This window comes from Streptomyces sp. NPDC048644 (assembly GCF_043199105.1).
Classification (GTDB): domain Bacteria; phylum Actinomycetota; class Actinomycetes; order Streptomycetales; family Streptomycetaceae; genus Streptomyces.
This window is the reverse complement of the sequence record NZ_JBICVO010000005.1, coordinates 409103-435789: the sequence shown is the minus strand read 5'-3', so window position 1 is coordinate 435789 and position 26687 is coordinate 409103. Positions and strand designations below refer to the sequence as shown.

28 protein-coding genes and 4 tRNA genes are annotated in these 26687 nt (G+C 71.4%); 27 read left to right on the top strand and 5 right to left on the bottom strand.

Annotation, left to right across the window (positions count from 1 at the left end; genetic code table 11):
- Nucleotides 1–22 precede the first annotated feature (22 nt).
- From ACGFNI_RS14460 to ACGFNI_RS14405, 12 genes are all read left to right on the top strand, one after another.
- Complete coding sequence (locus ACGFNI_RS14460; protein ID WP_393683674.1) at nt 23–427, top strand: NADH-quinone oxidoreductase subunit A; 405 nt, start codon at nt 23–25, stop codon at nt 425–427.
- Nucleotides 418–1077, top strand: a complete 660-nt coding sequence (locus tag ACGFNI_RS14455; protein ID WP_393683672.1) for an NADH-quinone oxidoreductase subunit B — start codon at nt 418–420, stop codon at nt 1075–1077. Before ACGFNI_RS14460 ends, ACGFNI_RS14455 begins: the two co-directional genes overlap by 10 nt.
- On the top strand, nt 1074–2333 hold the full coding sequence (locus tag ACGFNI_RS14450) for an NADH-quinone oxidoreductase subunit C (protein WP_393683670.1): 1260 nt from the start codon (nt 1074–1076) through the stop codon (nt 2331–2333). The genes ACGFNI_RS14455 and ACGFNI_RS14450 overlap by 4 nt, the downstream gene beginning before the upstream one ends.
- Nucleotides 2330–3292, top strand: a complete 963-nt coding sequence (locus ACGFNI_RS14445; RefSeq protein ID WP_393683668.1) for an NADH-quinone oxidoreductase subunit H — start codon at nt 2330–2332, stop codon at nt 3290–3292. The genes ACGFNI_RS14450 and ACGFNI_RS14445 overlap by 4 nt, the downstream gene beginning before the upstream one ends.
- Nucleotides 3292–3885 carry a NuoI/complex I 23 kDa subunit family protein gene (locus ACGFNI_RS14440; RefSeq protein ID WP_393683666.1) on the top strand — a complete coding sequence of 198 codons (594 nt, stop codon included), beginning with the start codon at nt 3292–3294 and terminating at the stop codon, nt 3883–3885. The genes ACGFNI_RS14445 and ACGFNI_RS14440 overlap by 1 nt, the downstream gene beginning before the upstream one ends.
- The gene (locus ACGFNI_RS14435; RefSeq protein ID WP_393683664.1) at nt 3882–4484 is read left to right on the top strand and encodes an NADH-quinone oxidoreductase subunit J; all 603 of its coding nucleotides are present in this window, start codon (nt 3882–3884) and stop codon (nt 4482–4484) included. Before ACGFNI_RS14440 ends, ACGFNI_RS14435 begins: the two co-directional genes overlap by 4 nt.
- Nucleotides 4484–4858: an NADH-quinone oxidoreductase subunit NuoK gene (gene nuoK / locus ACGFNI_RS14430; RefSeq protein WP_393683662.1), complete on the top strand. Its 375-nt coding sequence runs from the start codon at nt 4484–4486 to the stop codon at nt 4856–4858. The genes ACGFNI_RS14435 and nuoK overlap by 1 nt, the downstream gene beginning before the upstream one ends.
- The gene (locus tag ACGFNI_RS14425) at nt 4855–6852 is read left to right on the top strand and encodes an NADH-quinone oxidoreductase subunit L (protein WP_393683660.1); all 1998 of its coding nucleotides are present in this window, start codon (nt 4855–4857) and stop codon (nt 6850–6852) included. The genes nuoK and ACGFNI_RS14425 overlap by 4 nt, the downstream gene beginning before the upstream one ends.
- A gap of 3 nt (nt 6853–6855) precedes the next feature.
- Complete coding sequence (locus ACGFNI_RS14420; RefSeq protein ID WP_393683658.1) at nt 6856–8541, top strand: NuoM family protein; 1686 nt, start codon at nt 6856–6858, stop codon at nt 8539–8541.
- Between the two features lie 8 nt (nt 8542–8549).
- Nucleotides 8550–10208, top strand: a complete 1659-nt coding sequence (locus tag ACGFNI_RS14415; RefSeq protein WP_393683890.1) for an NADH-quinone oxidoreductase subunit N — start codon at nt 8550–8552, stop codon at nt 10206–10208.
- 214 nt (nt 10209–10422) lie between these two features.
- Nucleotides 10423–11292, top strand: a complete 870-nt coding sequence (gene htpX, locus ACGFNI_RS14410) for a zinc metalloprotease HtpX (protein WP_393683656.1) — start codon at nt 10423–10425, stop codon at nt 11290–11292.
- Nucleotides 11293–11408: 116 nt separating this feature from the next.
- On the top strand, nt 11409–11801 hold the full coding sequence (locus ACGFNI_RS14405) for a YccF domain-containing protein (RefSeq protein ID WP_393683888.1): 393 nt from the start codon (nt 11409–11411) through the stop codon (nt 11799–11801).
- 147 nt (nt 11802–11948) lie between these two features.
- On the opposite strand, the gene ACGFNI_RS14400 is transcribed toward ACGFNI_RS14405, so the two are convergent.
- Nucleotides 11949–12437, bottom strand: coding sequence for a YajQ family cyclic di-GMP-binding protein (locus ACGFNI_RS14400; RefSeq protein WP_393683654.1), 489 nt, complete (start codon nt 12435–12437; stop codon nt 11949–11951).
- A 200-nt stretch (nt 12438–12637) separates the two neighbouring features.
- Between ACGFNI_RS14400 and ACGFNI_RS14395 the strand changes: the two genes are divergently transcribed.
- The 4 genes from ACGFNI_RS14395 to xylB all read left to right on the top strand — a co-directional run bounded on the left by ACGFNI_RS14395 (nt 12638) and on the right by xylB (nt 16285).
- Nucleotides 12638–12719: transfer RNA gene (locus ACGFNI_RS14395), tRNA-Tyr, on the top strand.
- 253 nt (nt 12720–12972) lie between these two features.
- Nucleotides 12973–13767, top strand: coding sequence for a DeoR/GlpR family DNA-binding transcription regulator (locus ACGFNI_RS14390; protein WP_393683652.1), 795 nt, complete (start codon nt 12973–12975; stop codon nt 13765–13767).
- A gap of 41 nt (nt 13768–13808) precedes the next feature.
- Nucleotides 13809–14810, top strand: coding sequence for a zinc-dependent alcohol dehydrogenase family protein (locus ACGFNI_RS14385; RefSeq protein ID WP_393683650.1), 1002 nt, complete (start codon nt 13809–13811; stop codon nt 14808–14810).
- 71 nt (nt 14811–14881) lie between these two features.
- A complete protein-coding gene (gene xylB / locus ACGFNI_RS14380) occupies nt 14882–16285 on the top strand; it encodes a xylulokinase (RefSeq protein ID WP_393683648.1) in 1404 nt (467 codons plus the stop codon).
- A gap of 47 nt (nt 16286–16332) precedes the next feature.
- Here xylB and ACGFNI_RS14375 read toward each other — a convergent pair whose 3' ends face one another.
- Nucleotides 16333–16995, bottom strand: coding sequence for an NAD(P)H-binding protein (locus ACGFNI_RS14375; RefSeq protein WP_393683646.1), 663 nt, complete (start codon nt 16993–16995; stop codon nt 16333–16335).
- Nucleotides 16996–17085: 90 nt separating this feature from the next.
- A complete protein-coding gene (locus ACGFNI_RS14370) occupies nt 17086–18351 on the bottom strand; it encodes an amidohydrolase family protein (RefSeq protein ID WP_393683644.1) in 1266 nt (421 codons plus the stop codon).
- Nucleotides 18352–18532: 181 nt separating this feature from the next.
- On the opposite strand from ACGFNI_RS14370, the gene ACGFNI_RS14365 reads away from it, so the two are divergent.
- The 6 genes from ACGFNI_RS14365 to ACGFNI_RS14340 all read left to right on the top strand — a co-directional run bounded on the left by ACGFNI_RS14365 (nt 18533) and on the right by ACGFNI_RS14340 (nt 21074).
- Nucleotides 18533–18605, top strand: a tRNA-Thr gene (locus tag ACGFNI_RS14365).
- A 48-nt stretch (nt 18606–18653) separates the two neighbouring features.
- Nucleotides 18654–18726: transfer RNA gene (locus ACGFNI_RS14360), tRNA-Met, on the top strand.
- Between the two features lie 88 nt (nt 18727–18814).
- The gene (gene rpmG / locus ACGFNI_RS14355; RefSeq protein ID WP_006604855.1) at nt 18815–18979 is read left to right on the top strand and encodes a 50S ribosomal protein L33; all 165 of its coding nucleotides are present in this window, start codon (nt 18815–18817) and stop codon (nt 18977–18979) included.
- Nucleotides 18980–19065: 86 nt separating this feature from the next.
- Entirely contained in the window at nt 19066–19521 is a 456-nt protein-coding gene (locus ACGFNI_RS14350) for a MaoC family dehydratase N-terminal domain-containing protein (protein ID WP_393683642.1), read from the top strand.
- A 1-nt stretch (nt 19522) separates the two neighbouring features.
- Entirely contained in the window at nt 19523–19957 is a 435-nt protein-coding gene (locus ACGFNI_RS14345) for a MaoC family dehydratase (RefSeq protein WP_393683640.1), read from the top strand.
- Nucleotides 19958–20018: 61 nt separating this feature from the next.
- A complete protein-coding gene (locus ACGFNI_RS14340; RefSeq protein ID WP_393683638.1) occupies nt 20019–21074 on the top strand; it encodes a UDP-N-acetylmuramate dehydrogenase in 1056 nt (351 codons plus the stop codon).
- Nucleotides 21075–21140: 66 nt separating this feature from the next.
- On the opposite strand, the gene ACGFNI_RS14335 is transcribed toward ACGFNI_RS14340, so the two are convergent.
- Together ACGFNI_RS14335 and ACGFNI_RS14330 are read right to left on the bottom strand one after the other, a co-directional pair.
- A complete protein-coding gene (locus ACGFNI_RS14335) occupies nt 21141–22160 on the bottom strand; it encodes an adenosine deaminase (protein ID WP_393683636.1) in 1020 nt (339 codons plus the stop codon).
- Nucleotides 22161–22295: 135 nt separating this feature from the next.
- Nucleotides 22296–23555 (bottom strand): pyridoxal phosphate-dependent aminotransferase, encoded by a 1260-nt coding sequence (locus tag ACGFNI_RS14330; protein WP_393683634.1) that lies wholly within the window; start codon nt 23553–23555, stop codon nt 22296–22298.
- 182 nt (nt 23556–23737) lie between these two features.
- On the opposite strand from ACGFNI_RS14330, the gene ACGFNI_RS14325 reads away from it, so the two are divergent.
- From ACGFNI_RS14325 to rplA, 5 genes are all read left to right on the top strand, one after another.
- Nucleotides 23738–23810 (top strand) — tRNA-Trp (locus ACGFNI_RS14325).
- Between the two features lie 109 nt (nt 23811–23919).
- The gene (gene secE / locus ACGFNI_RS14320) at nt 23920–24213 is read left to right on the top strand and encodes a preprotein translocase subunit SecE (protein WP_227046473.1); all 294 of its coding nucleotides are present in this window, start codon (nt 23920–23922) and stop codon (nt 24211–24213) included.
- A gap of 72 nt (nt 24214–24285) precedes the next feature.
- A complete protein-coding gene (gene nusG / locus ACGFNI_RS14315) occupies nt 24286–25215 on the top strand; it encodes a transcription termination/antitermination protein NusG (RefSeq protein ID WP_393683632.1) in 930 nt (309 codons plus the stop codon).
- A 167-nt stretch (nt 25216–25382) separates the two neighbouring features.
- Entirely contained in the window at nt 25383–25817 is a 435-nt protein-coding gene (gene rplK, locus ACGFNI_RS14310; RefSeq protein WP_143940025.1) for a 50S ribosomal protein L11, read from the top strand.
- Between the two features lie 104 nt (nt 25818–25921).
- Nucleotides 25922–26638: a 50S ribosomal protein L1 gene (gene rplA / locus ACGFNI_RS14305; RefSeq protein WP_393683629.1), complete on the top strand. Its 717-nt coding sequence runs from the start codon at nt 25922–25924 to the stop codon at nt 26636–26638.
- Nucleotides 26639–26687: the final 49 nt, after the last annotated feature.

The window sequence follows — 26687 nt, the reverse complement described above, 5'->3', positions numbered from 1 at the left end:
AGTCAGGGAGCGAGGGGCGGACGTGCCGGACGACACGACCGTGCGCACCATCAGCGCCGCGGACTATTTCCAGGGGTACTCGTTCGTCGGCCTCGTCGCCGTCGTCGGTGTCCTCTTCGTTGCCGTGGCGTTCGGGGCGGGGCGGCTGCTGCGGCCCGTGGTGCCGACCCCCGAGAAGCTGCTGACGTACGAATGCGGCGTGGATCCGGTCGGTGAGGGCTGGGCGCACACCCAGGTCCGCTACTACGTCTACGCCTTCCTCTACGTCATCTTCGCCGTCGACTCGATCTTCCTGTTCCCCTGGGCGACGGTCTTCGCCGCCCCCGGTTTCGGCGGCGTCACGCTCGTGGAGATGTTCATCTTCCTCGGCTTCCTCACCGTCGGCCTGCTCTACGCATGGAAGAAGGGCGTCCTGGAATGGACGTGACCCCCGCATCCGACGGCCAGGCGAACGGCCCCGAGGGCCCCGCCCCGGAGTACCTGCCGACCCCGCGCCGCCTGGGTACGCTGGCCCGCCTCGCGCCCGAACCGATGAAGGTGGTCCTCAACTGGGGCCGCCGCTACAGCCTGTGGGTCTTCAACTTCGGCCTCGCCTGCTGCGCCATCGAATTCATCGCCGCGTCCATGGCGCGGCACGACTTCATCCGGCTCGGCGTCATCCCGTTCGCGCCAGGACCGCGCCAGGCCGACCTGATGGTCGTCTCCGGCACGGTCACCGACAAGATGGCGCCCGCCGTCAAGCGGCTGTACGAGCAGATGCCCGAGCCGAAGTACGTGATCTCCTTCGGCGCCTGCTCCAACTGCGGCGGCCCCTACTGGGACTCGTACTCGGTCACCAAGGGCGTCGACCAGATCATCCCGGTGGACGTCTACGTACCGGGCTGCCCGCCGCGCCCGGAGGCGCTGCTCCAGGGCATCCTCAAGCTTCAGGAGAAGATCGCGCGCGAGTCGCTGGGCGAGCGGTACGCCACCGGCTCCGGCGCACGGCAGGCAGGGCCCTCGGTGGCCGCGCTGCGCAGCGGCCTGGTGGCACCCCCGGCGCCCGCCGACGGCACACCGGGGGAGGAGCCGCGATGAGTGAGCAGCAGCCCGAGACGCCGGAGCAGGACGAGACGGAGACGGCGGGGCAGTCCGAAGAGCCCCTGGTCGGCTGGCTGCCGCGGCCCGCGAGCCACCTCTTCGGCCCGGGAGCCACCGCGGAGCTGGCGTACGACCTGCTGACCGTGGACGTCCCGGCCGACGCCTGGACCGCCGCGCTGACCGCCGCACGCGACGACCTCGGCTGCCGCTACTTCGACTGGCTGAGCGCCGTCGACGAGCCCGGCACCGGCTTCCGCGTCTGCGCACACGTGGCGGACGTGTCCCGCCCGGGAAGCGTCCGCCGGCTGCTGGTCCGTACGACCGTGCCGCACGAGGACGCCGCGCTGCCCACCGCCATCGACGTGTACGCGGGCGCTGCCTGGCACGAGCGCGAGACGCACGAGATGTTCGGCGTGGACTTCACCGGCCACCCGCACCTCGTGCCGCTGCTGCTCCCGGACAGCTTTGAGGGCCACCCGCTGCGCAAGGACTTCGTGCTGGCGGCGCGGGTCGCCAAGGCGTGGCCGGGTGCCAAGGAGCCGGGCGAATCCGAGCACGGTGGCCCGAAGCGGCGGCAGATGCTGCCGCCCGGCGTCCCCGACCCGAACGAATGGGGCCCGCTGAAGGGCCAGTTGCCGCCGGCTCCGGCCCGCCCGGCACGCGGTGCGCGTGCGGCGGGAGGCGCCCGTGCGGCCGGTGGTGCCCGTGCGGCAGGCGGTGCCGGAGTGGCGGCTGCGGGGGAGCGCCCGGCGCGGCGCACCCGCTCGGCGAGCGCGGGCTCGGCCAGCCAGCAGGCGGCGGACGCGGCGAAGACGACCGAGGCGACGGCCGAGGCGAAGACGGCCGAGGCGACGGCGACGCCGGACGTGGCGAAGACGCCGGAGGCGACGGCGGCTCCCGACGCGGCGAAGGCGGCTCCCGCCCCCGCGAAGGCCCCGGCCAAGGAAGCGACGACCGGGGACGCCCCCTGGCACCACGCGCGCCCGGCATCCGCCGAACCGGAGCGGGCCGAGGCGAAACCGGCAGCGGCCGAGACGAAACCGGCAGGAAGCGAGGCGAAACCGGCAGGGGACGCCTCGGGACCGGAACCGAGCGATCCGCAACGGGCTCCGGAGGACGCCGCCCCGAAGGACGCCGCCCCCACGGACGAAGCCCCCACGGACGAAGCCCCCGAGGAGCAGGGCAAGGCCCCGGCCCCTGACCAGGCCCAGGACCGGAAGCAGAACCCGGCAGGAGGAGGTGACACCCCATGAGCGACCTTGTCGACATCGTGGTGCGCCTGCTCGCCGTCTTCGTCGCCTTCCTCGTCTTCCCCCTGGTCATCGGGCAGACCGAGCACAAGGTCATGGCCCACATGCAGGGCCGTCTCGGGCCGATGTATGCGGGCGGGTTCCACGGCTGGGCGCAACTGGTCGCCGACGGCGTGAAGTTCGCGCAGAAGGAGGACATCGTCCCGGCGGGCGCCGACCGGCGGGTCTTCCAGCTCGCGCCTGCCGTCGCCCTGCTGCCGTACCTCCTGGTGCTCGCCGCCGTCCCGCTCGGGCCGCACACCGTCGGACGCGACATCGACGCGGGCATCTTCTTCGTGCTCGCCGTGATGGGCGTCGGCGTGCTCGGCTCGATCATGGCGGGCTGGGCGTCGGCCAATAAGTTCTCGCTGCTCGGCGGCCTGCGCACGGCCGCCCAGCTGCTCGCGTACGAACTGCCGATGCTGCTCGCCGCGGCTTCGGTCGCGATGGCGGCCGGCACACTCTCGCTGCCCGGCATCCTGGACGGCTTCCACTGGTGGTGGGTGCCGTGGCAGATCGTCGGCGGAGTGGTCTTCTTCGTGGCCGGCCTCGCCGAGCTGCAACGGCCGCCGTTCGACATGCCGGTCGCCGACTCGGAGATCATCTTCGGCGCGTACACCGAGTACACCGGGCTGCGGTTCGCGCTCTTCCTGCTCGCCGAGTACGCGGGCATCGTCGTGCTCTGCGCCCTGACCTCGGTCCTCTTCCTCGGCGGCTGGCACGGCCCGTTCGGCGCCGACGGCCTCGGCTGGCTGTGGATGCTGCTGAAGACCGTGGTCCTCGCCTTCGGCGTCATCTGGCTGCGGGTCACCTACCCGCGGCTGCGTGAGGACCAGCTGCAGAAGCTCGCCTGGACCGCTCTGATCCCGCTCGCCCTCGCTCAGATCGCCCTCACCGGCGTCATCAAGGTGGTGATCTCCTGATGGCCGCGGACAAGCAGCACCGCCACTCGTCCGGATTCCCCGGTTCCGGCCTGGCGAAGGGCCTGGCCGTCACCCTCCGGACCATGACGAAGCGGACGGTCACCGCGCAGTACCCCGACACCCAGCCCGACCTCGCGCCGCGCACCCGCGGTGTCATCGGGCTGTTCGAGGAGAACTGCACGGTCTGCATGCTGTGCGCCCGCGAGTGCCCTGACTGGTGCATCTACATCGACTCCCACAAGGAGACGGTGCCGCCGGCCGCCCCCGGAGGCCGCGAGCGCAGCCGCAACGTCCTCGACCGCTTCGCCATCGACTTCTCGCTCTGCATGTACTGCGGTATCTGCATCGAGGTCTGCCCGTTCGACGCGCTCTTCTGGTCACCGGAGTTCGAGTACGCCGAGACGGACATCCACGAGCTGACCCACGAGCGCGACAAGCTCCGCGAGTGGATGTGGACCGTGCCCGAACCGCCCGCGCTCGACCCGGCGGCCGAGGAACCCAAGGAAATCGCCGCCGCCCGTAAGGCGGCCGACAAGCTCGCCGCCCAGGAGGCCGAGGCACAGGCCGCCGCGCCCCCCGAGGAGGGATCGTGACGCTCGCCGCCGCAAGCCACGGCTTCCTGACGCCGTCCGGTGTGGAGATCGCGTTCGTCCTCGTCGGCCTCGTCACGTTCGGCGCTGCCCTGATCACGGTCACCACCCGGCAGCTGGTGCACGCCGCCCTGTGGCTGGTCGTCGCCCTCGGCGGCATCGCCGTCGAGTACCTGCTGCTGACGGCGGAGTTCATCGCCTGGGTGCAGGTGCTGATCTACGTCGGTTCCGTCGTCGTCCTCCTCCTCTTCGGGCTGATGCTGACCAAGGCGCCCATCGGCCGTTCCCCGGACGCCGATTCGGGCAACCGCTGGGCCGCCCTCGCCGTCGCCTTCGCTTCGGCGGCGGCCCTGGTGTGGGTGGTCGTCGACGCCTTCCGTGCCACGTGGATCAACCTGGGCGGCGCCGCCCAGGGCAGCACCGAAGCCTCCGGGCGCACCCTCTTCCAGTACTGGGTGCTGCCCTTCGAAGCGCTGTCCGTCCTGCTGCTTGCCGCGCTGGTCGGCGCGATCGTGCTGTCCCGCAGGAAGACCGACGCGCCGTCGGCCGCCGCGGCCCCCGCCGCACCCACGGCCCGCGCCCCGCGAGAGGAGCAGCGCTGATGCATCTCGCCTACCCGGCCGTCCTCGCCGTCCTCCTCTTCTGCACCGGTCTGTACGGCGTGCTCGCCCGCCGCAACGCGATCCTGATGCTGATGTCCGTCGAGCTGATGCTCAACGCCGTCAACCTCAACCTCGTCGCCTTCGACGTCTGGCTGCGCGACACCCTGCACGCAGGCCAGGCGCTGACCCTCTTCACCATCGCCGTCGCCGCCGCCGAGATCGGCATCGGCCTGGCGATCGTGCTGCTCGTACACCGCAACCGCGGCACCGCAGACATCGACCGGCTGCGCGACCTCGCCGAGACACCGGGCGACGCGGACGCCGCCGTTCCGCAGCAGCCGCAGCCGGACACCAAGGCGGAGGCCACCGCGTGACGCTCACGACCACCGCCGTCCTCGTCCCTCTCCTGCCGTTCCTCGGGGCGGTCGCGGGCCTGCTCCTCGGCCGGCGCGCGCCCGGCTTCGTCCGGCCGCTGGCCATCCTGCCGACGCTCGCCGCCGCCGCGCTCGCGGTCGCCGTCGCCGTCGGCCAGGGCGGCGGCGCGGCCACCGACGTCGCCACCCGGCTCACCCCGACCGGCTCCGTCCCGATCGACCTGGCCCTGCACGTCGACGGCTTCGCCGCGCTGATCGCCGTCCTCGTCGGCGTCGTCGCGACCTGCGTGCAGATCTACTCCACCGGCTATCTGCGCGACGACCCGCGCTACCCCTCCTACGCCGCTCTGGTCTCGCTCTTCACCTCCGCGATGCTGCTGGTCGTCTACACAGGCGACCTGATGGTGCTGCTGGTCGGCTGGGAAGTCATGGGCATCTGCTCGTACTTCCTCGTCGGCCACTACTGGGAGACCGAGGCCGCCCGCGCCGCCTCCCTCAAGGCGTTCCTCGTCACCAAGCTCGGCGACGTCCCCTTCCTCTTCGGCATCTTCGCGCTGGCCGCCGACACCGGCACCTTCCGCATCACCGGCATCCTCAGCTCGGTGACCAGGGACGGCCTGGACCACCCGACGCTGATCGCCCTGCTGCTGCTGGCCGGTGTCGCGGGCAAGTCGGCGCAGTTCCCGCTGCACACCTGGCTGCCGGACGCGATGGCCGGCCCGACCCCCGTCTCGGCGCTCATCCACGCCGCGACGATGGTGGCCGCCGGTGTCTATGTCGTGGCCCGTCTCCTCCCCGTCTTCGCCGCCTCCGCCGCGGCACTTGTGGTCCTCGCCGTCATGGCCGCGATCACCATGATCGGCTCCGGTCTGGCCGCCCTGGCCCAGGACGACATCAAGCGTGTACTGGCCTATTCGACCGTCGGCCAGCTCGGCTACATGACCGGCGCACTGGCCGTCGGCGACCGCGGCGCCGCCGTCTTCCACCTCCTGTCGCACGGCGCTTTCAAGGCCCTGCTCTTCCTCGGCGCCGGCGTGATCATCCACGCCGCCGGCACCAACTCGCTGGCCGCCATGTCCCGCATGGGCGGCCTCGCCCGGCGCATCCCCGACGCCTACTGGACCGTCACCGTCGCGCTGCTCGCCCTCGCCGCCATCCCGCCGTTCGCCGGCTTCTTCTCCAAGGAAGCCGTCCTGGGCGCCGCCGAGCACGCCGCCACCGGCGGTGCACACGGCATCCCCGGCGCCGCCGGCTGGACGGTGCTGATCTCCGGACTGATCGCCGCCCTCCTCACCGCCGGCTACGCCACCCGCCTGTGGCTGCTGGCCTTCCGGGGAAGCGGGCCCGAAGTACCGGACCACGGCCCCCGGCCGGTCGCCATGAACGCCGTGCTGTGGGTCCTCTTCATCCCCACCGCCGCCTTCGGCCTGGCCGCCCCCTTCCTGCCCGACTGGTTCGACGGACGCTCCCTCACCCCGACCCTCACCACCTCCGTCCTGGGCACCGGCATCGCCCTCGTCGGCGGCCTGGTCACCTACGCGACCTGGCGGCACACCACCGCGATGGCCGCCCGCACCCCCATCGGCGCGGTCGCCGTCGCCCCGGACGCCGCCCCGGCCGTCTCCGAGGAAGCGGCCATCGCCACCCACACCCCGGCCTACGGCCACATCGCGGGCGCCGCCGACCCGGCCGACCCCGGCCGGCTCCTGCTCGGCCCGCTGCACCGGCACGCCGCCGCCGGCTTCCACCTGGACACCGTCTACACGACGCTGTTCGTCCGGCCCGTACAGGCCGCCGCCACGCTCGTCCGCTTCCTCGACCGCGAGGTCGTCGACACCTACGTCCGCGCCGCCGGGACCGCACCCCGCTGGCTGGGGGCCGCCGTCCGCCGCGCCCAGACCGGCAACGTGCAGACCTACCTCGGCGCGCTGCTCGCGGGCTCGCTCCTGCTGGCCGTCGCCGCCGTCCTCGTCGCTACGGGCACGGGAGCCTGAGCCATGAATCACACCGCTATGCAGATCCTCCTCGCGGCCCTCATCGTGCTCCCCCTCCTGGGCGCGGCGGGCGCCCTGCTGCCCGCTCCTCCCGGCCTGCGGGGCCGCGGTCCCGACCAGGCCGTCCTGCGCCACGGCGTCACCGTCACCGGCGTCGTCCTCGCCGCGGCCATCGCGCTGGCGATCGGCTTCGACCACGACCACCCGGCCCGAATGCAGGCCACCACCGACATCAGCTGGATCCCGGCGCTCGACATCCGCATCCATCTCGGCGTCGACGGCATCTCGTTCCCCCTTGTCGTCCTGACCGCGCTGCTGACCTTCCTCTGCGCGCTCTACAGCTACTTCAAGATGCCTGCGGGCCCGTCACCCAAGGCATTTGTCGCCCTGCTGCTCCTCCTGGAGTCCGGCACCCTCGCCACCTTCGCCGTCCTCGACCTGGTGCTGTTCTTCCTGGCCTTCGAGATGGTCCTCATCCCGATGTACTTCCTCATCGCCCGCTGGGGCGGTGCGCAGAGGCAGGCGGCGGCTTGGAAGTTCATCCTCTACACGCTGCTCGGCTCGGTCGTGATGCTCCTCGGCCTCCTCCTCATCGGCGTGAAATCCGGCACGTTCGACATGGTGGCACTCGCCACTGACAACGGCCCGAAGTCCCAGCTCAGCCACACCGTCCAGCTTGTCGCTGTGCTCGCGATCGGCATCGGACTCGCCGTCAAGTCCCCGCTGTGGCCGCTGCACAGCTGGCTGCCGGACGCGCACACCGCGGCCCCCACCGTCGGCTCCGTGCTGCTGGCCGGCGTGCTGCTGAAGATGGGTACGTACGGCTTCGTGCGGATCGCGCTGCCGATCACTCCCGAAGGCATGCACACCTTCGCGCCGTACCTCGCGGCCCTCGCCGCCATCGGCATCGTCTACGGGTCGCTCGCCTGCCTCGCCCTCGTCCGCAAGGGCGCCAAGGGCGACCTCAAACGGCTGATCGCCTACAGCTCCGTCGGCCACATGGGCTTCGTCCTGCTCGGCATCGCCAGCATGACCCCCACCGGCGTCAACGGCGCGCTGTTCGCCAACATCGCCCACGGCCTGATCACCGGCCTGCTCTTCTTCCTGGTCGGCGCCCTCAAGGACCGCTACGGCAGCACCGACATCGACACCCTGGCAGGCTCCACGGGCGCCGCTCTCTACGGCAAGGCGCCCCGCTTCGGCGGCCTGCTCGCGTTCGCCGCCGTCGCCTCCCTCGGCATCCCAGGACTCGCCGGTTTCTGGGGCGAGATGCTCGCCATGTTCGGCGCCTTCCAGCCGGCCGCAGGACTGAGCCGCCCCGCCTTCCTGACGTTCATGGTGCTGGCCGGCATCGGCACCCTGCTGACCGCCGCCTACCTGCTGCTCGTCGTCCGCCGCGTCTGCATGGGCAGCACCCCGGACATCGCGGAGTCCACCGCCGCGGTCGAGGAGGGCACCGCCACCGACGCCGAAGCAGCCGCAGGCCACCAGGGCGCGCCGGACACCCGGCCCGCCACCGGGCGCCCCGCCGCCGCGCCGCGCCTCCCCGTCATCCCCGACCTCGCGCGCTACGAATACGCGGCCTGGACCCCCCTGGCCGTCCTCACCGTCCTCGCGGGACTGTGGCCCGCGGCCCTCCTCGGCCTCACCGACCCGGCCGTCCAGCAGCTCCTCGGAGGCGGTAAGTGATGAGCCCGATGACCTCACTGGCCGCGAACCCGGTGGCCTCTCTGGTGCAGTCCGTCGACTGGCTCGCCATCGCGCCGCCCGCCCTGACCGCGGCCGTCGCCCTGGTGGTGCTCGTCGCCGACCTCTTCCTCCCCGCGGCCAGGAAGCCGCTGCTGGGCTGGATCGCCGTCGCCGGTCTCGCCGTCGCCGCGCTCTCCCTGCTGCCCCTCCTGGACGGCGACCGCCGCACCTTCTGCCTCACCGGCCACCCCGACGTGTGCAGCTACGCGGCCGACCCGTTCGCCCTGGTCATCCAGTTCCTGGTGATCGCCGGCGCGCTGCTGACCGCCCTGATGTCCATCGACACCGTCAAGGACCACGGGCTGCCCGCCGGCGAGTACTGGTTCCTGCTGCTGTCCTCCGCGGCGGGCGCGGCCCTGCTGCCCGCGTCCCGCGACCTCGCGACCCTCGTCATCGCACTCGAAGTCGCCTCGCTGCCCGCGTTCGCGCTGGTCGGCCTGCGCCGCGACGACCGGCTCTCCTCCGAGGCCGCCCTCAAGTTCTTCCTCTCGTCGGTCGCCGCGACCGCCGTGATGCTGCTCGGCGTGAGCTTCCTGTACGCCGCCACCGGGAGCCTGCACCTGAGCCGGGTGGCCCACGCGCTCACCGCCCTCCCCGACCCCCGCCTGGCGACCCTCGCGAGCGCCGGCGTCGCCCTCACCCTCGTCGGCTTCGCCTTCAAGACCGCCGCCGTCCCGTTCCACTTCTGGGTGCCCGACACCTACGTGGGCGCCCCGCTCCCCATCGCCGCCTACCTTTCCGTCGTCGGCAAGGCCGTCGGCTTCTCGGGCCTCATCCTGGTCACGGTCAAGGGCTTCCCTTCGTACGCGGACGTCTGGGGCCCGGCGCTGGCCGTACTCGCCGCGCTCACCATGACCGTCGGCAACGTCGCCGCCATCCGCCAGAACGCGGACCGCGCACACAGCGCCGTCCGCCTCCTCGCCTGGTCGTCCGTCGGCCAGGCCGGCTACCTCCTGGTGCCGATCGCCGCCGCCGGGTACGCCGACGACCCGGCGCACGCCATCGGCTCGACCGTGGCCTACGCCCTGATGTACGCGGCGGTGAACCTCGGCGCCTTCGCCGTCGCCGCCCTGGTGGCGCGCACCCGCCCCGCGAACCGGATCACCGACTACCGGGGCCTGTACGCCGAGCGCCCCCTGGTGGCGCTCGCCCTCGGCTTCTTCCTCCTCTGCCTGGCCGGCCTGCCGCCCGGTGTCATCGGCCTGTTCGCCAAGGTCACGGTCTTCTCGGCGGCCGTCGACGCGGGCCTGGGCTGGCTCGCCGTGATCATGGCCGTCAATGTCGTGATCGCGCTCTACTACTACCTCCGGTGGACCGCCGTCCTCTTCCACGGCGCCACGGAGGACGCGGCAACGCAGGACGCAGCCGCAGCCGCCACCGGGCACGGCACGGCCACCGGGCCCCGCACCCCCGCGGACGGCGGCCACCGCACGGCCACGGACACCGCCATCGACGTGGACACCGAGGCTCCGCGCCCCGCCCGCCCGCCGCGCGCCAGGATCCCGGCCCCGCTCGCCGCCGCCCTCACCCTCGCCACCCTCCTCGGCATCGCCCTCTCCGGCGCCCCGCAGCTCGTCCTCCGCTTCGCCTCCGGCGCCCTCCTCTGAGCGGAACGCGGCAGGCGCCCTCCCCAGGAGCGCCTGCCGGGCCCGTACGCCGGTAGGCCCCCACCGGGCGCCTCCCGGGCCCCGCTGCGGCCCGCGGCCCGCGCACCAGGGAACCTGCCCTCCTCATCTCGCGTTGACCAGTGAGTAAGGGTCCACTGGAGAGTGGAGAAACGCAGCACAGGGTTCCCCTGCCGCATCGCTTGGAGGGCGCACCGTGCACCGCCGGCACAACGGGCTCAGGACCGCCGTACTCCTCGGGGGACTGTCCGCCCTCATCATCGCCATCGGCAGCCTGTTCGGCCGTACGGGCCTGATCGTCGCCGTGCTCTTCGCACTGGGCACGAACGCCTACGCGTACTGGAACAGCGACAAGCTGGCGCTGCGGGCCATGCGCGCCCGCCCGGTCAGCGAGTTCGAGGCCCCCGCGCTCTACCGCATGGTCCGCGAGCTGTCGACGGCCGCCCGGCAGCCCATGCCGCGCCTCTACCTTTCCCCGACCCAGGCCCCGAACGCCTTCGCCACCGGCCGCAATCCCCGCAACGCCGCGGTCTGCTGCACCGACGGCATCCTCCAGCTCCTGGACGAACGCGAACTGCGCGGCGTCATCGGCCACGAGCTGAGTCACGTCTACAACCGCGACATCCTGATCTCATCCGTCGCGGGCGCGCTCGCGTCGGTGGTGATGTTCCTGGTGAACTTCGCCTGGCTGATCCCCGTGGGCCGCTCCGACGACGATGACGAGGGCCCCGGCATAGTGGGCATGCTGCTGATCATGATCCTGGGGCCGGTCGCGGCCTCCCTGATCCAGCTGGCCGTCAGCCGCTCCCGCGAGTACCAGGCCGACGCGTCGGGCGCCCAGCTCACCGGCGACCCGCTGGCCCTCGCCTCGGCCCTGCGTAAGCTCGAAACAGGTACCCAGCAACTCCCGCTCCCCCCGGAGCCGCGTCTGGAGACGGCGAGCCACATGATGATCGCCAACCCCTTCCGAGCAGGCGAGGGCATGGCGAAACTTTTCTCCACCCACCCCCCGATGCGCGAGCGCATCAGCCGCCTCGAACGCATGGCGGGCCGCTCCCGCCCCTGATCCGCCGCCCGCGCAACGCCTCACCACCACCCAGCGTCCAGATGAGTGAGTCCGAAGCCGTACCTGCCTGGCAGGACGGACCCACTCTCCGCTCCGCCCGTGGAAGGCTGTCGATCATGAAGTTCATCCTCAACGTCATCTGGCTGGTCCTGAGCGGCCTCTGGCTGGCGCTCGGTTACGTCGCCGCGGGCATCGTCTGCTGCATCCTGATCATCACGATCCCGTTCGGCATCGCGTCCTTCCGGATAGCCGGCTACGCGCTGTGGCCCTTCGGCCGCACCACCGTCGAACGGCGCGACGCGGGCGCCGGTTCGGTGATCGGCAACATCATCTGGATCATCTTCGCGGGCTGGTGGCTGGCCCTGGGCCACATCATCACCGGCCTCGCGCTCTGCGTGACGATCATCGGCATCCCGTTCGGCATCGCCAACTTCAAGATGATCCCGATCTCCCTCATGCCGCTCGGCCGCGACATCGTCCCCACCGACCGGCCCTTCGCCACCCGCTGAGGCACCGCGCGCCCGGCTGACGTCCCCCGTCCCGCCGCCTGCCCCCGTCCCCAACGCCGGTGGGGCGGCGTGCCCACGGCACACCGCCCCACCCGGTCACACACCCGGCGGCCCGGCCCGAAGGCCGCGCGCCACCGTCGGCAACGACTACCGGTAGTTCACGAACTGGATCGCGAAGTCCAGGTCCTTGCCCTTGAGCAGCTGCTGCACCGACTGCAGGTCGTCCCGGCTCTTCGAGCTGACCCGCAGCTCGTCGCCCTGCACCTGCGCCTTGACGCCCTTCGGGCCCTCATCGCGGACGATCTTGGCGACCTTCTTCGCGTTGTCCTGCGAGATCCCCTCCTCGATGGAGGCGAAGATCTTGTACTCCTTGCCCGACGCCTGCGGCTCACCGGCGTCCAGCGCCTTCAGCGAGATCCCGCGCTTGACGAGCTTGGACTGGAAGATGTCGAGTACGGCCTTCACCCGCTCCTCGGCGTTGGCCCGCATCTCGATCTTCTCGCCGGACCACTCGATCGACGCGCCCACGCCCTTGAAGTCGTAGCGCTGCGAGATCTCCTTGGCGGCCTGATTGAGGGCGTTGTCGACCTCCTGCCGCTCGACCTTCGAGACGATGTCGAAACTGGAGTCGGCCATGTTGAGTTGGCTCCTCGTACGTAGATCCGTCAGGGAAGCGGCCCGTTCCGGGCCGCCCCGCCAGCCTAGAGGAGGCGCCCCCGCCGCCCGCGATCCCGTCGGGGGTAATCGAGTGGCGAAGCACCCCCAGCCATCGGGTATGGTTTACGTCGTTGCCACCGAGCGCCGCCCCACAGCGGAACTCACCGGCAGCGCATCTTGGCGGTGTGCCCGAGCGGCCAAAGGGAGCAGACTGTAAATCTGCCGGCTCAGCCTTCCCAGGTTCGAATCCTGGCGCCGCCACAGATAAAGGGAAAGACCCCCGTTCTACGGAAACGTAGAACGGGGGTCTTTTCGTTTTCCGGTGCCGGTTCCCCGTGGGCGGTAATTCCGGTGAGTCCCAGCGAGGGCGCTTCCCGGGGGTGTGGACTGTGGGGTGGGCCGCCGCAGGGCCGACGTTCTCAGATAACGGCGAGAGGTTCACAGAAAGTGTGTGATGTTCTATCGTCGGGGCGGCGGTGAGCGCGATCATCGAGGGAAGCGAAGGGGGCGACCGGTGAGGCGACCGAGTCGTGGGTCCGAGGCCGAGGTGGAGGAGCGCCGCCAAGGGGTGCTGCGCCGCGTCGCCGAGGAAGGCGAGATCCGCATCGCCGACCTCGCCGGACGGCTCGGCGTGAGCGTGATGACCATGCACCGCGATCTCGACAACCTCCACGAACGCCAACTCCTGCGCAAGGGCAGGGGAGTGGCCACCGCCTTCCCCAACCTCACCATGGAGAGCGCCCTCCGCTTCCGCGAGCACGTCAACATGGCGGCCAAGGAGGCCATGGCCGACGTGCTCGTCAAGGAGGTCGCACCCGGCAGCACGGTGCTGATCGACTGCGGCTCCACGCTCTTCCCGCTCGCCCGCAGGCTGGCCGGCGTCGAAGGGCTGCGGGTGATCACCAACTCGCTGCGCGTCACGTACCTCTTGTCCGGCTCGGCGGTCGAAGTGACCCTGCTCGGCGACCGGTTCTACGAGGACTTCGAATCCTGCGCGGGGCCGCAGGCCCGCCGCGAGCTGAAACACCTCAGGGCCGGCATCGCCTTCGTCACCGCCACCTCGGTCAGCGAGGGCCGGCTCTACCACCCGGTGCGCGAGTACGCCGACAACAAGGACGCCTACCTCCAGGCCGCCGACCGCGCCGTACTCGCCGTCGACCACAGCAAGTTCGGCCGCACCGCCACGCATTCCTACGGCGACGTCAGCGGGTACGACCTGCTGGTCACCGACGCAGGCGCCGCCGAGAGCGAACTCAGGTCCGTACGGGACCTCGGCGTCGCGATCCACACCGTCACCCCGCAGAGCTGAGGCTCCGCGCCCCGAGCCGTACCCCGAGAAAGGCCCGACCCATGCGCGCCGTCGTCATCGAAACCCCAGGCAACTACTCGGTCACCACGGTGGACGATCCCGCTCCGGGCCCCGGCGAGGTCGCCGTCGCGCCCGCCGCCGTCGGCATCTGCGGGACCGATGTGCACATCGTCGAGGGCGAGTTCGCGCCCACCCCGTACCCGATCATTCCCGGCCACGAATTCACCGGCGAGGTCGTCGCACTGGGGGAGGGGGTGACCGGGCTGCGCACCGGCGAACAGGTCGCCGTCGACCCCTCGCTGTTCTGCGGCTCCTGCCACTTCTGCGCGATCGGGCACGGCAACCTGTGCGAGAACTGGGGCGCGATCGGCGACACCGTGGACGGCGCGATGGCCGAGTACGCCAAGGTGCCCGCCGCCAACTGCTACCGGCTGCCGCAGAGCGTGGACGTCTTCCAGGGCACCCTGATCGAGCCGCTGTCCTGCGCGGTCCGCGGCTTCGACGTGCTGCCGCGGCGTCTCGGCGACCACTACCTGATCTACGGCGCCGGCACGATGGGGCTGCTGATGCTCCAGCTCGCCAGGGCGGCGGGCGCCGCCTCCCTCTCGGTCGTCGACATCAACCAGGACCGCCTCAAGATCGCCGAGCGGCTGGGCGCCGACGCCACCGGTGCCGACGCCGACGCGCTGGACCGGCCGCAGGGCTGGGAGACCGTCATCGACTGCACCGGCGTCGTCCCCGTCATCGAGGACGGGCTGACCCGGGTGCGCCGCGGCGGCACCTTCCAGCAGTTCGGGGTGGCGCCGTCCGCCGCCAAGGCGTCCTTCTCGCCGTTCCAGGTCTACAACGACGAGATCACCATCGTCGGTTCGATGGCGGTGCTGCACAGCTTCGGCCGGGCCGTCGACCTGATGGCCAAGGGGGTCATCGACGCCGGCACGATGCTCACGCACAGTTTCGGCCTGGACGAGTTCGGCACCGCGCTCCAGACCTTCCGCGACGGCACGGGACGCAAGATCCAGATCAGGCCCGCCGCTTCCTGAACCGTTGCCCGCAGCGGGAGTTGCGCCCGCGCCTCCCGCCCTTCGTCCCGCCGTACGGAAGCGAACACCGCATGCCGACAGTCGCCGGGGTGGACTCCTCGACCCAGTCCTGCAAGGTCGTCGTCTGCGACGCCGGCACCGGAGAGGTCCTGCACCAGGGCAGGGCCGCCCACCCCGACGGCACCGAAGTGGCCCCAGAAGCCTGGTGGCAGGCCCTGGACGAGGCCGGCGGCGGTCTGCTGGCGGACGTGGACGCCGTCGCGGTCGCCGGCCAGCAGCACGGCCTGGTGGCGCTGGACGAGGCCGGACTGCCGCTGCGCGACGCCCTGTTGTGGAACGACACCCGCTCCGCGCGGGCCGCCGACGACCTCGTCGCGGAGCTGGGCGGGCCGGACGCGTGGGCCCGCGCGGTCGGCACCGTCCCGGTCGCCGCCCTCACCGTCGCCAAGCTCCGCTGGCTGGCCGATAATGAACCCCGCACCGCCGACCGCACGGCCCAGGTGATGCTGCCGCACGACTGGCTGACCTGGCGGCTGTGCGGCGGCCCCGGCAGCGGTGCGGCACCGGTCACCGACCGCGGCGACGCCTCCGGCACGGGCTACTGGTCACCCGCCGACGGCGACTACCGCCGCGACCTGCTCGCGCTCGCCCTCGGCGGTCGCACGCCCCAACTGCCGCGCGTCATCGGCCCGTACGAGGCCGCAGGGCGCACCCCGCACGGCGCCCTGGTCGCGGCGGGCACCGGCGACAACATGGCCGCGGCGCTCGGGCTCGGGCTGCGGCCGGGCGACGCGGTGGTCTCGCTCGGCACCAGCGGCACGGCCTTCGCGGTCTCCGAGCGCCCGGTGGCCGACCCGTCCGGCGCGGTGGCCGGCTTCGCCGACGCCACCGGCCGGTTCCTGCCCCTGGTCTGCACCCTCAACGCCGCCCGCGTCCTCAGCTCGGCCGCCACCCTGCTGGGCACCGCCCTCACCGACATCGACCGGCTCGCCCGCGAGTCCGAACCCGGCGCAGACGGCCTCGTCCACCTGCCCTACCTCGGCGGCGAACGCACCCCCAACCTCCCCGATGCCGCCGGGAGCCTGCTGGGCATGCGGACGTCCAACATGCATCCGCCGCAGCTCGCCCGCGCGGCCGTCGAAGGCATGCTGTGCAACATGGCCGACGCCCTGGACGAGCTGCGCGGCCAGGGCATCGGCACCCGCCGCGTGCTGATCATCGGGGGCGCGGCCAAGGCGCCGGTGGTCGGGGAGATCGCCGCCGGGATCTTCGGCGCCCCGGTCACCGTCCCCGAACCCGCCGAGTACGTCGCGCTCGGCGCCGCCCGGCAGGCCGCCTGGGCCCTGACCCGCACCCCCGAACCGCCCCACTGGCCGCTCGCCGCAGCCCGCCACGTCCCCGCCCCTGCCGACCCCGCCACCGGCCGCCGCATCCGCGAGAACTACGCCCGCGCACGGGCGACGGTGTACGGCTGACGACCACGGCACACGCCGGGCACGCGGCTAGGGGCCTGTCCAGGCCGCTAGCTCCCGGCCACCGCCCGCACCGCATCCGCCACCGGCGTAACGCCGTTGACCAGCTCCAGCGTCCGGCCGGCCGTGCCCGGCTCGGCGAGCAGCGCGGCCAGCGTGGCGGCCACGTCGTCCCGGGTCACATCGGCCCGCCCGGTCGCGTCGGCGAGCTGGACGTGGCCGGTCCCCGGGTCGTCCGTCAGCCGCCCGGGACGCAGGATCGTCCAGTCGAGCCCGCCCCGGGCCCGTACGTCCGCGTCCGCCGCGCCCTTGGCGCGCAGGTAGGCCGCGAACACCGGATCGGTGCCCTCCGGCGGCACCCGGTCCGCGCCCATCGACGAGACGACGAGGAAACGGCGCACACCGGCCGCCTCCGCCGCGTCGGCGAACAGCGCGGCGGCCCTGCGGTCCACGCTGTCCTTGCGGTCCGCGCCGCTGCCGGGGCCGGCGCCCGCGGCGAAGACGGCGGCGTCCGCCTGCTCCAGATGCCGTGCCACGTCCTCGACCGACGCCGACTCCAGGTCGCACACGACCGGTTCGGCGCCCGCCGCCAGCAGATCGCCCGCCTGTTCCGGCCGGCGGATGATCCCCGCCACCTCGTCCCCGCGCCCGGCGAGCAACCGCTCCAGCCGAAGCGCGATCTGACCATGTCCACCTGCGATGACAATGCGCATGCTGCCGACCGTACGCCCCCGGCGCGGCAGCGCACGGGCAGGAGCGTGCGCCGCGCGACACCACCGCCACCGGCCGGGCGGCGGCCCCGCTCAGCGCTGCGACTGCCGGGGCAGCTCCAGCGCCACGGCCGCCGCCGAATCGCAGTACTCGCGCACCGCGCTGGTCCGCGCCACCACCCGCCCCCGGTGCACCACGACCCGGCTGTACGCGAGCGACAGCACCCCGGCGATCCGCTCGCCCCGTACGGCCAGCAACTCCGCGGGAAAGCCCGCCTCGACGCGCACGTCGGGCAGCCCCAGCGTCGCCCGCGCCGCCGCACTCACCGTCTCGTACGCCGCCTCCGGACTCGTCTCCCCCAAGGACGCCAGCAGATACGCGGCCTCCAGAGGATCGCCGCGTCCCACCGGGTTGGCCACGTCCCGCAGCGCGCCGCTGCCCGCCGCCACCCGCACCCCGGCAGCCCGCAGCAGCCGCACCGGAGCCGGCCTGGCGACCCGGGAGCCGTACCGCTCCAGGCCGGTGCAGTCGCCCTGCGGCAGGCAGATCACCGTGACGTCGGCAGCCGCGAGCTGCTCGGCGACCCGCGCCGCCACACTGCGCGGCATCCGCGTCATCCCGGCGCACGGCCCGATGGCCACACCGGGCCGCAGCCCGCCGGCCATCGCCGCGAAGCGCGCGAGCCGTGCCGGATCGTCCCCGTCCGTATGCAGGTCCACCGGGCAGCCGTGTTCCCCGGCCACCTCCAGGACGGCCTCGACGTACCCCGCCGGATCGGGGTCGAGATCGGGACAGCCGCCGATCACCGAAGCCCCCATCTTCACGGCGTCCCGCAGCATCGCCAGGCCGTCCGCCCCGGCGGCCCCGGTCAGCACCCTGGGCACCGCGACCGCCGCCAGGTCCGCGAGCCCGCGCAGCGACCTGCGGGCCTTGAGCACCGCCTCCAGGGAGCGCAGCCCCCGCACCCCGCCGACGCGTACGTGGGTGCGGGACGCGGTCGCGCCGTGCCCGAGCTGGAGCAGGGCCGCCTCGGTGGTGCGCCGCTGGATGTCATCGGGGGAGTCCGAAGCGGGTCCTTCGCAGTCCGCCGTCAGAGCCGTGTCGCAGTGCGCGTGCGGCTCGGCGGGCGCGGGGAGCAGCAGATAGCCGTTGAGGTCGACGCGCGCGCCCTGCCGCACGAGCGCCCCGGCCGTGCCGACCGCCTCGATGCGCCCGCCGCCGAGCCGTACGTCCACCGTGCGGCCGTCGGCGAGCCGGGCGCCGCACAGGACCAGCGCGCCCCCTTCGGACCGCGCGGACGGGCCGCTGTCCGGCTTCCCCGGCTGCGGCGGTGGCTGCGGTGAACTGCTGTCGGACATCGCGCTCCTCGAAGGCACGGGCGTGCATGATCACGCAGCGTGGTCCGAGCCTAGGGCGCGGCCCTGGGCGCTTCGAGCAGGCGCGGAATAGTCGTACCGGTGTGGTGCGTGAGGCCGCCGGGGTGCCCTCCGGATACGGATTTCACGTTTGGCTGCGGGCCGTGTAATGTCTTCATCGCTCGCCCCAATAGCTCAGTCGGCAGAGCGTCTCCATGGTAAGGAGAAGGTCTACGGTTCGATTCCGTATTGGGGCTCTGATGTGTGAGGTACCTCGTCTTCGGGCGAGGGCCCCCTCGCATCACAGCGGTGTAGCTCAGTCGGTAGAGCAAGCGGCTCATAATCGCTGTGTCACCGGTTCAAGTCCGGTCACCGCTACTGACAGTAGCCGATTGTGGGGTCGGTCCTCCGATCGGCTACTCTTTTATGCGTTCATCCGTCCATCCGTCCGTCAAGGAGCACTCACGTGGCTGCCACAGACGTCCGCCCGAAGATCACGCTGGCCTGCGTGGAGTGCAAGGAGCGGAACTACATCACCAAGAAGAACCGGCGTAACGACCCGGACCGTCTTGAGATGAAGAAGCACTGCCCCCGTTGCAACTCGCACACCGCGCACCGCGAGACGCGATAACACAGGCTCGTTCGTGAGGCCGTCCCCATTTCTTGGGGGCGGCCTCACGGCGTTATCACCGCAGCAGTACAGGGAGGTCGCGAGCCATGGCGCTCGACCAGTCATTCGTGGGTCGTACGTACCCGCCCACCGACCCGTACGAGGTCGGCCGGGAAAAGATCCGCGAATTCGCCGAGGCGATCGGTGACAGCAATCCCGCTTACACCGATACCGAAGCGGCCAAGGCTCTCGGGCACCCCGATGTGATCGCGCCGCCGACTTTTGTGTTTGCGATCACATTCAAGGACGCGGGGCAGGTGATCGAGGACCCGCAACTCGGCCTGGATTACAGCCGCGTGGTGCACGGTGACCAGAAGTTCGTCTACACCCGCCCGGTCCGCAGCGGCGACCGGCTGACCGTCACCTCCACCATCGAGGCGATCAAATCCATGGCGGGCAACGACATTCTCGACATCCGCGGCGAGGTGCACGACGAGGCGGGCGAGCACGTCGTGACCGCCCTCACCAAGCTGGTCGCCCGCGCCGCATCCGAGGAGGGCTGACATGACCGCGAAAATCTCCTACGACGACGTCGAGGTCGGCACCGAACTCCCGGCGCAGTCCTTCCCGGTGAGCCGCGCCACACTCGTCCGCTACGCCGGCGCATCGGGCGACTTCAACCCGATCCACTGGAACGAGAAGTTCGCCAAGGAGGTCGGGCTTCCTGACGTCATCGCGCACGGCATGTTCACGATGGCCGAGGCGGCCCGCGTGGTCACCGACTGGGCGGGCGACCCGGCGGCTGTCACGGAGTACGGCGTCCGCTTCACCAAGCCGGTCGTCGTCCCCAACGACGAGGCCGGTGCGCTGATCGAGGTCAGCGGCAAGGTCGCGGCCAAGCTCGACGACGACGCCCGTACGGTCCGCGTCGACCTCACCGCGGTGAGCGCGGGCAAGAAGGTGCTGGGCATGTCCCGCGCCGTGGTCCGCCTCGCCTGAGACGGCACCCGAGGGGGCGGCCGGCCCGTCGTTGTCGGTCCGCCCCCGTACGCTGGGGCGCGTGCAGGAACTCCACGACGCCCCCCTCGCCCCGCTGACCACCTTCCGCCTCGGCGGCCCGGCGACCCGCCTGGTCACGGCCACCACCGACGACGAAGTGATCGCCGCCGTCCGCGCCGCCGACGCCGCGGGCACCCCGCTGCTGGTCATCGGCGGCGGCAGCAACCTCGTCATCGGCGACAAGGGCTTCGACGGCACCGCGCTGCGCATCGCCACCCGCGGTTTCACCCTGAACGGCACGGAGCTGGAGCTCGCCGCGGGCGAGAACTGGTCGGACGCGGTCGCCCGCACCGTCGAGGCAGGGCTGGCCGGCGTCGAGTGCCTGGCCGGCATCCCCGGCTCGGCCGGCGCCACCCCGATCCAGAACGTCGGCGCGTACGGCCAGGAGGTCTCCGCGACGATCACCGAGGTCGTCGCCTACGACCGCCGGGCGGATGAGACGGTCACCCTCACCAACGCCGACTGCGCCTTCGCCTACCGCCACAGCCGGTTCAAGCAGGACCCCGACCGGTTCGTCGTGCTGCGGGTCAGGTTCGCCCTGGAGGACGCCGGCGGCCTCTCCGCGCCCCTGAAGTACCCGGAGACCGCCCGGGTGCTCGGTGTGGAGGCCGGCGAGCGGGTGCCGGCGGCCACCGCGCGCGCCACGGTGCTCGCCCTGCGCGCCGGCAAGGGCATGGTCCTGGACGCCGACGACCACGACACCTGGTCGGCCGGATCCTTCTTCACCAACCCGGTCCTCACCGAGACCGAGCACACCGCCTTCGTCCAGCGGGTGCACGACCGCCTCGGCCAGGACACCGCGCCGCCGGCCTTCCCTGCGGGCGACGGCCTGGTGAAGACCTCCGCCGCCTGGCTCATCGACAAGGCGGGCTTCACCAAGGGCTACGGCAGCGGCCCGGCCCGTATCTCCACCAAGCACACCCTCGCCCTCACCAACCGCGGCGAGGCCACAACCGATGACCTGCTCGCCCTGGCCAGGGAGGTGCGCGACGGCGTGCACGCGGCCTTCGGCGTCACCCTCGTCAACGAACCGGTCACGGTCGGCGTCAGCCTCTAGGGGCCCGACGCGAAGCCTCCCGGGCCGCTGAGCGCACTCAGCGGCCCTCTGGGGCGTCGGCGGCGCTCAGGCGGCCAGCCAGGCGTCGATCCCCGTCAGCAGGCGCTCCTGGTCCGCCTGCGGCGCCCGGGAGCCGCGCACCGACTGCCGTGCCAGCTCGGCCAGTTCGGCGTCCGTGAAGCCGTGCGCGCGGCGTGCGATCTCGTACTGTGCCGCCAGCCGGGAGCCGAACAGCAGCGGGTCGTCCGCGCCCAGCGCCATCGGCACCCCGGCCTCGAAGAGCGTCCGCAGCGGCACGTCCTCCTGCTTCTCGTACACCCCGAGCGCCACATTCGACGCCGGGCACACCTCGCACGTCACCCCGCGCTCCGCCAGCCGCCGCAGCAGCGCCGGGTCCTCCGCGGCGCGTACGCCGTGCCCGACCCGGCCGGCGTGCAGGTCGTCCAGGCAGTCCCGCACGCTCGAAGGGCCCGACAGCTCGCCGCCGTGCGGCGCGGCCAGCAGCCCGCCGTCCCTGGCGATGGCGAAGGCGCGGTCGAAGTCCCGGGCGAAACCCCGGCGTTCGTCGTTGGACAGGCCGAAGCCGATGACGCCCCGGTCGGCATAGCGCACCGCGAGCCGGGCCAGCGTGCGGGCGTCCAGCGGGTGCTTCATGCGGTTCGCCGCGACCAGGACCCGGATGCCGAGACCGGTCTCCCTGGACGCGCTGTGCACCGCGTCCAGGATGATCTCAAGCGCCGGGATCAGCCCGCCGAGCCGGGGCGCGTAGGACGTCGGATCCACCTGGATCTCCAGCCACCCCGAACCGTCGGCGACGTCCTCCTGGGCGGTCTCGCGCACCAGCCGGTGGATGTCGTCGGGCGTCCGCAGGCACGACCGCGCGATGTCGTACAGCCGCTGGAAGCGGAACCAGCCGCGCTCGTCCGTCGCCCGCAACTGCGGCGGTTCGCCGCCGCGCAGCGCTTCGGGCAGATGGACGCCGTACTTGTCGGCCAGCTCCAGCAGGGTCGCGGCACGCATCGACCCGGTGAAGTGCAGGTGCAGATGGGCCTTCGGCAACTGACGCACGTCACGAACGCTCTCCATTCACCGATCTTGCCGTACGCACCCGGCCCGCCGGTAGGGCGGCCCCCGAACGAAGTGCCCCGGGAAAACGCGTACGGGCCACCGGGATGGCTCCCGGTGGCCCGCAATCAGCAGTGACTCACGTGAGTCACTGCTTCACTTCGCCTCGGCCAGCAGCTTCTGGATCCGCGAGACGCCCTCGGCCAGGTCCTCGTCGCCAAGCGCGTACGAAAGACGCAGGTAGCCGGGGGTGCCGAACGCCTCACCCGGGACGACGGCGACCTCCGCCTCCTCCAGGATCAGCTCGGCCAGCTCCACGCTGGTCTGCGGACGCCTGCCGCGGATCTCCTTGCCCAGCAGCTCCTTGACGGACGGGTACGCGTAGAACGCGCCCTCCGGCTCGGGGCAGAGCACGCCGTCGATCTCGTTGAGCATCCGCACGATCGTGCGCCGGCGGCGGTCGAAGGCGACCTTCATCGCGTCCACGGCGTCGAGGTCACCGGAGACGGCGGCGATGGCCGCGGCCTGCGAGACGTTGGCGACGTTGGACGTGGCGTGCGACTGGAGGTTCGCCGCGGCCTTGATGACGTCCTTCGGACCGATCGCCCAGCCGACCCGCCAGCCGGTCATCGCGTACGTCTTCGCCACTCCGTTGACGATGACGCACTTGTCGCGCAGCTCCGGGACGACGACCGGCAGCGAGCAGAACTCCGCGTCGCCGTAGACGAGATGCTCGTAGATCTCGTCGGTCAGCACCCACAGGCCGTGCTCAGCGGCCCAGCGGCCGACCGCCTCGACCTGCTCGCGGGTGTAGACCGCGCCCGTTGGGTTCGACGGCGAGACGAACAGCAGCACCTTGGTGCGCTCCGTACGGGCCGCCTCCAACTGCTCGACGGTCACGCGGTAACCGGTCGTCTCGTCCGCGACGACGTCCACAGGGACGCCGCCCGCGAGCCGGATCGACTCGGGGTAGGTGGTCCAGTAAGGCGCCGGGACGATGACCTCGTCACCCGGGTCGAGGAGAGCCGCGAACGACTCGTAGATGGCCTGCTTGCCGCCGTTGGTCACCAGGACGTTGGCGGCCTCGATCTCGTACCCCGAGTCACGCAGCGTCTTCGCGACGATCGCGGACTTCAGCTCGGGGAGGCCGCCGGCCGGCGTGTACCGGTGGAACTTGGGGTTCCGGCAGGCTTCCACGGCCGCCTCGACGATGTAGTCGGGCGTGGGGAAGTCCGGTTCGCCCGCGCCGAAGCCGATCACCGGCCGCCCGGCGGCCTTGAGTGCCTTGGCCTTGGCGTCGACGGCGAGAGTGGCGGACTCGGAGATGGACCCGACGCGGGTGGATACGCGACGGTCCGCCGGGGACTGCCCCGGCTGGTTGGCGGAGGACGACTCGGAGGGAGTAGCAGCGCTCATACATGCATCGTCGCAGACCTCGGAGCGGCCCGGTGCGGGGGTTTGCGGGCACCACCCGGGACGTTTCTGTTCGACGCCCGGCTCCGGAACACGTACACTCGCTGACCGTTGGCTCCCAACAGGCCACCGCGGCTCACGCACTTAGAGCAGTCGGTCGCATGCGGTAGGTTGGGGACACACAAAGGGTCGTAGCTCAATTGGTAGAGCACTGGTCTCCAAAACCAGCGGTTGGGGGTTCAAGTCCCTCCGGCCCTGCTACACGCACTTCTTCACCAAGGTGCGTGCACGCGTACGTACTGAAATGCACCGCCGTGCGGCCGGGCCGGACGCCGCACGGCCACGACCCGGATTCAGGTGAGGACGAGTGACGGACGCCCTGGGCTCCATCGACATGCCTGAGCGCGGTCGTTCCGAGGACGACACAGCGGAATCCAAGAAGCCCCGTCGCGGCGGTAAGCGCGGCAAGAAGGGGCCTTTTGCGCGTCTCGCGCTTTTCTACCGCCAGGTCGTGGCGGAACTCCGCAAGGTCGTCTGGCCCACGCGCAACCAGCTGTCGACGTACACCACCGTGGTGATCGTCTTCGTTGTCATCATCATCGGTCTCGTAACCGTGATTGACTTGGGAATCAACCGAGTCGTCGGGTACGTCTTCGGCTGATCCCGCGGAGGGCACCTCAGCGGGGTGCCCTTTCGCATGTTCAACCCCTTGAAGCCAGGAAGAAGCAGCCACGTGTCTGACCCGAACCTGAACGACGCCGCCGAGCCCGTCGCGGCCGCAGAGGCCGACGCGGACGCGGCCGTCCCGGCGGAGGTCGAGGGCGACGCTGCCGCCGTCTCTGATGACGAGGGCGCCGTGGAGATCGTCGAGAACGCCGACGGCGCCGACGCGCTCGATGCCGAGGACGCCGAGGCGGGCGAGCCCGCCGAGTCCGCAGCGGTGCACGTCGAGGACGACGCCGAGACCGTCGAGGACGACGCCGAGACCGTCGAGGACGACGCCGAGACCGTCGAGGACGCAGCGGACGAGGAGGAGCAGGAGCCGGTCGACCCGGTGACCGCACTCCGCGACGAGCTGCGCTTCCTGCCCGGTGAGTGGTACGTCATCCACACCTACGCGGGCTACGAGAAGCGCGTGAAGGCCAACCTCGAACAGCGCGCGGTCTCGCTGAACGTCGAGGAGTTCATCTACCAGGCCGAGGTCCCCGAAGAGGAGATCGTCCAGATCAAGAACGGCGAGCGGAAGAACGTTCGCCAGAACAAGCTCCCGGGCTACGTGCTCGTGCGCATGGATCTGACGAACGAGTCCTGGGGCGTCGTCCGCAACACTCCCGGTGTCACCGGCTTCGTCGGCAACGCCTACGACCCGTACCCGCTGACGCTGGACGAGATCGTCAAGATGCTCGCCCCGGAGGCCGAGGAGAAGGCCGCCAAGGAGGCCGCCGCGGCCGAGGGCAAGCCGGCGCCGTCCCGCAAGGTCGAGGTCCAGGTGCTGGACTTCGAGGTGGGCGACTCGGTCACGGTCACCGACGGTCCGTTCGCGACGCTGCAGGCCACGATCAACGAGATCAACGCCGACTCGAAGAAGGTCAAGGGCCTCGTCGAGATCTTCGGCCGCGAGACCCCGGTCGAGCTGAGCTTCGACCAGATCCAGAAGAATTGACGTTCTTCGGACCACCGCTTCCGAACAGGTCAGGCCGGCTCTCGCAGCTGGTCTGACCTGCTCGGTTTTTAGCCGCACGACCATACCCGTTATCGTGGTGCGGTATGCCTCCATCCGGATGACCGGATTGCGGGGCGAACCACCTCTCACTAGGACCCGGAGAGAGCATGCCTCCCAAGAAGAAGAAGGTCACGGGGCTCATCAAGCTCCAGATCAGCGCCGGCGCCGCGAACCCGGCTCCGCCGGTCGGCCCCGCGCTGGGCCAGCACGGCGTCAACATCATGGAGTTCTGCAAGGCCTACAACGCCGCGACCGAGTCGCAGCGTGGCATGGTCGTGCCGGTGGAGATCACGGTCTACGAAGACCGCTCCTTCACCTTCGTGACCAAGACCCCGCCGGCCGCGAAGCTGATCCTCAAGGCCGCTGGTGTGGACAAGGGCTCAGGCGAGCCGCACACCAAGAAGGTCGCCAAGATCACCGACGCCCAGGTGCGCGAGATCGCCACGACCAAGATGCCCGACCTGAACGCCAACGACCTGGACGCCGCCGCGAAGATCATCGCCGGCACCGCCCGGTCCATGGGCGTCACGGTCGAGGGCTGAAGTCACCTCGTAGCCCCCGGCGGTAGCCGCAGAAGGCCGCCGTCCGTGGCAGGGCCAGGCGCTGGCCCGCACCACGACTCCATCTCCAGCACACAGGAGCAGCAGTGAAGCGCAGCAAGACTCTTCGCAACGCGGACGCGAAGATCGACCGGGAGCGCGTCTACGCCCCGCTCGAGGCCGTCCGTCTCGCCAAGGACACCACCTCCGTGAAGTTCGACGCGACCGTCGAGGTTGCCATGCGTCTGGGCGTCGACCCGCGCAAGGCCGACCAGATGGTCCGTGGCACCGTGAACCTCCCGCACGGCACCGGTAAGACCGCCCGGGTCCTGGTCTTCGCGACCGGCGACCGTGCAGCCGCCGCGGAAGCCGCCGGCGCCGACATCGTCGGCTCGGACGAACTGATCGACGAGGTCTCCAAGGGCCGTCTGGACTTCGACGCCGTCGTCGCCACCCCGGACCTCATGGGCAAGGTCGGCCGCCTCGGCCGCGTGCTCGGTCCCCGTGGTCTGATGCCGAACCCGAAGACCGGCACGGTCACCCCGGACGTCGCCAAGGCTGTCACCGACATCAAGGGCGGCAAGATCGAGTTCCGCGTGGACAAGCACGCGAACCTCCACTTCATCATCGGCAAGGTCTCCTTCGACGAGACCAAGCTGGTGGAGAACTACGCCGCGGCGCTCGAGGAGATCAACCGCCTCAAGCCCTCCGCTGCGAAGGGCCGCTACATCAAGAAGGCGACCATCACCACCACGATGGGCCCCGGCATCCCGCTGGACGCCAACCGCACCCGCAACCTCCTTACCGAGGAAGAAGCCGTCTGATCGCTTGATCGACGCTTCGTGGCGCGCGCTACGTGACGCAGGCCCCGCT

Excerpts from the sequence above, each read along its gene's own strand:
- ACGFNI_RS14415 (WP_393683890.1), top strand. The coding sequence starts at position 8,550 with ATGACCTCACTGGCCGCGAACCCGGTGGCCTCTCTGGTGCAGTCCGTC.
- ACGFNI_RS14370 (WP_393683644.1), bottom strand. The coding sequence starts at position 18,351 with ATGTCCGACAGCAGTTCACCGCAGCCACCGCCGCAGCCGGGGAAGCCG.
- ACGFNI_RS14330 (WP_393683634.1), bottom strand. The coding sequence starts at position 23,555 with ATGAGCGCTGCTACTCCCTCCGAGTCGTCCTCCGCCAACCAGCCGGGG.
- ACGFNI_RS14440 (WP_393683666.1), top strand. The coding sequence starts at position 3,292 with ATGGCCGCGGACAAGCAGCACCGCCACTCGTCCGGATTCCCCGGTTCC.
- ACGFNI_RS14400 (WP_393683654.1), bottom strand. The coding sequence starts at position 12,437 with ATGGCCGACTCCAGTTTCGACATCGTCTCGAAGGTCGAGCGGCAGGAG.
- ACGFNI_RS14350 (WP_393683642.1), top strand. The coding sequence starts at position 19,066 with ATGGCGCTCGACCAGTCATTCGTGGGTCGTACGTACCCGCCCACCGAC.
- ACGFNI_RS14420 (WP_393683658.1), top strand. The coding sequence starts at position 6,856 with ATGAATCACACCGCTATGCAGATCCTCCTCGCGGCCCTCATCGTGCTC.
- ACGFNI_RS14455 (WP_393683672.1), top strand. The coding sequence starts at position 418 with ATGGACGTGACCCCCGCATCCGACGGCCAGGCGAACGGCCCCGAGGGC.
- ACGFNI_RS14335 (WP_393683636.1), bottom strand. The coding sequence starts at position 22,160 with ATGGAGAGCGTTCGTGACGTGCGTCAGTTGCCGAAGGCCCATCTGCAC.
- rplK (WP_143940025.1), top strand. The coding sequence starts at position 25,383 with ATGCCTCCCAAGAAGAAGAAGGTCACGGGGCTCATCAAGCTCCAGATC.
- xylB (WP_393683648.1), top strand. The coding sequence starts at position 14,882 with ATGCCGACAGTCGCCGGGGTGGACTCCTCGACCCAGTCCTGCAAGGTC.
- ACGFNI_RS14375 (WP_393683646.1), bottom strand. The coding sequence starts at position 16,995 with ATGCGCATTGTCATCGCAGGTGGACATGGTCAGATCGCGCTTCGGCTG.
- ACGFNI_RS14385 (WP_393683650.1), top strand. The coding sequence starts at position 13,809 with ATGCGCGCCGTCGTCATCGAAACCCCAGGCAACTACTCGGTCACCACG.
- ACGFNI_RS14405 (WP_393683888.1), top strand. The coding sequence starts at position 11,409 with ATGAAGTTCATCCTCAACGTCATCTGGCTGGTCCTGAGCGGCCTCTGG.
- ACGFNI_RS14345 (WP_393683640.1), top strand. The coding sequence starts at position 19,523 with ATGACCGCGAAAATCTCCTACGACGACGTCGAGGTCGGCACCGAACTC.
- ACGFNI_RS14450 (WP_393683670.1), top strand. The coding sequence starts at position 1,074 with ATGAGTGAGCAGCAGCCCGAGACGCCGGAGCAGGACGAGACGGAGACG.
- nuoK (WP_393683662.1), top strand. The coding sequence starts at position 4,484 with ATGCATCTCGCCTACCCGGCCGTCCTCGCCGTCCTCCTCTTCTGCACC.
- ACGFNI_RS14445 (WP_393683668.1), top strand. The coding sequence starts at position 2,330 with ATGAGCGACCTTGTCGACATCGTGGTGCGCCTGCTCGCCGTCTTCGTC.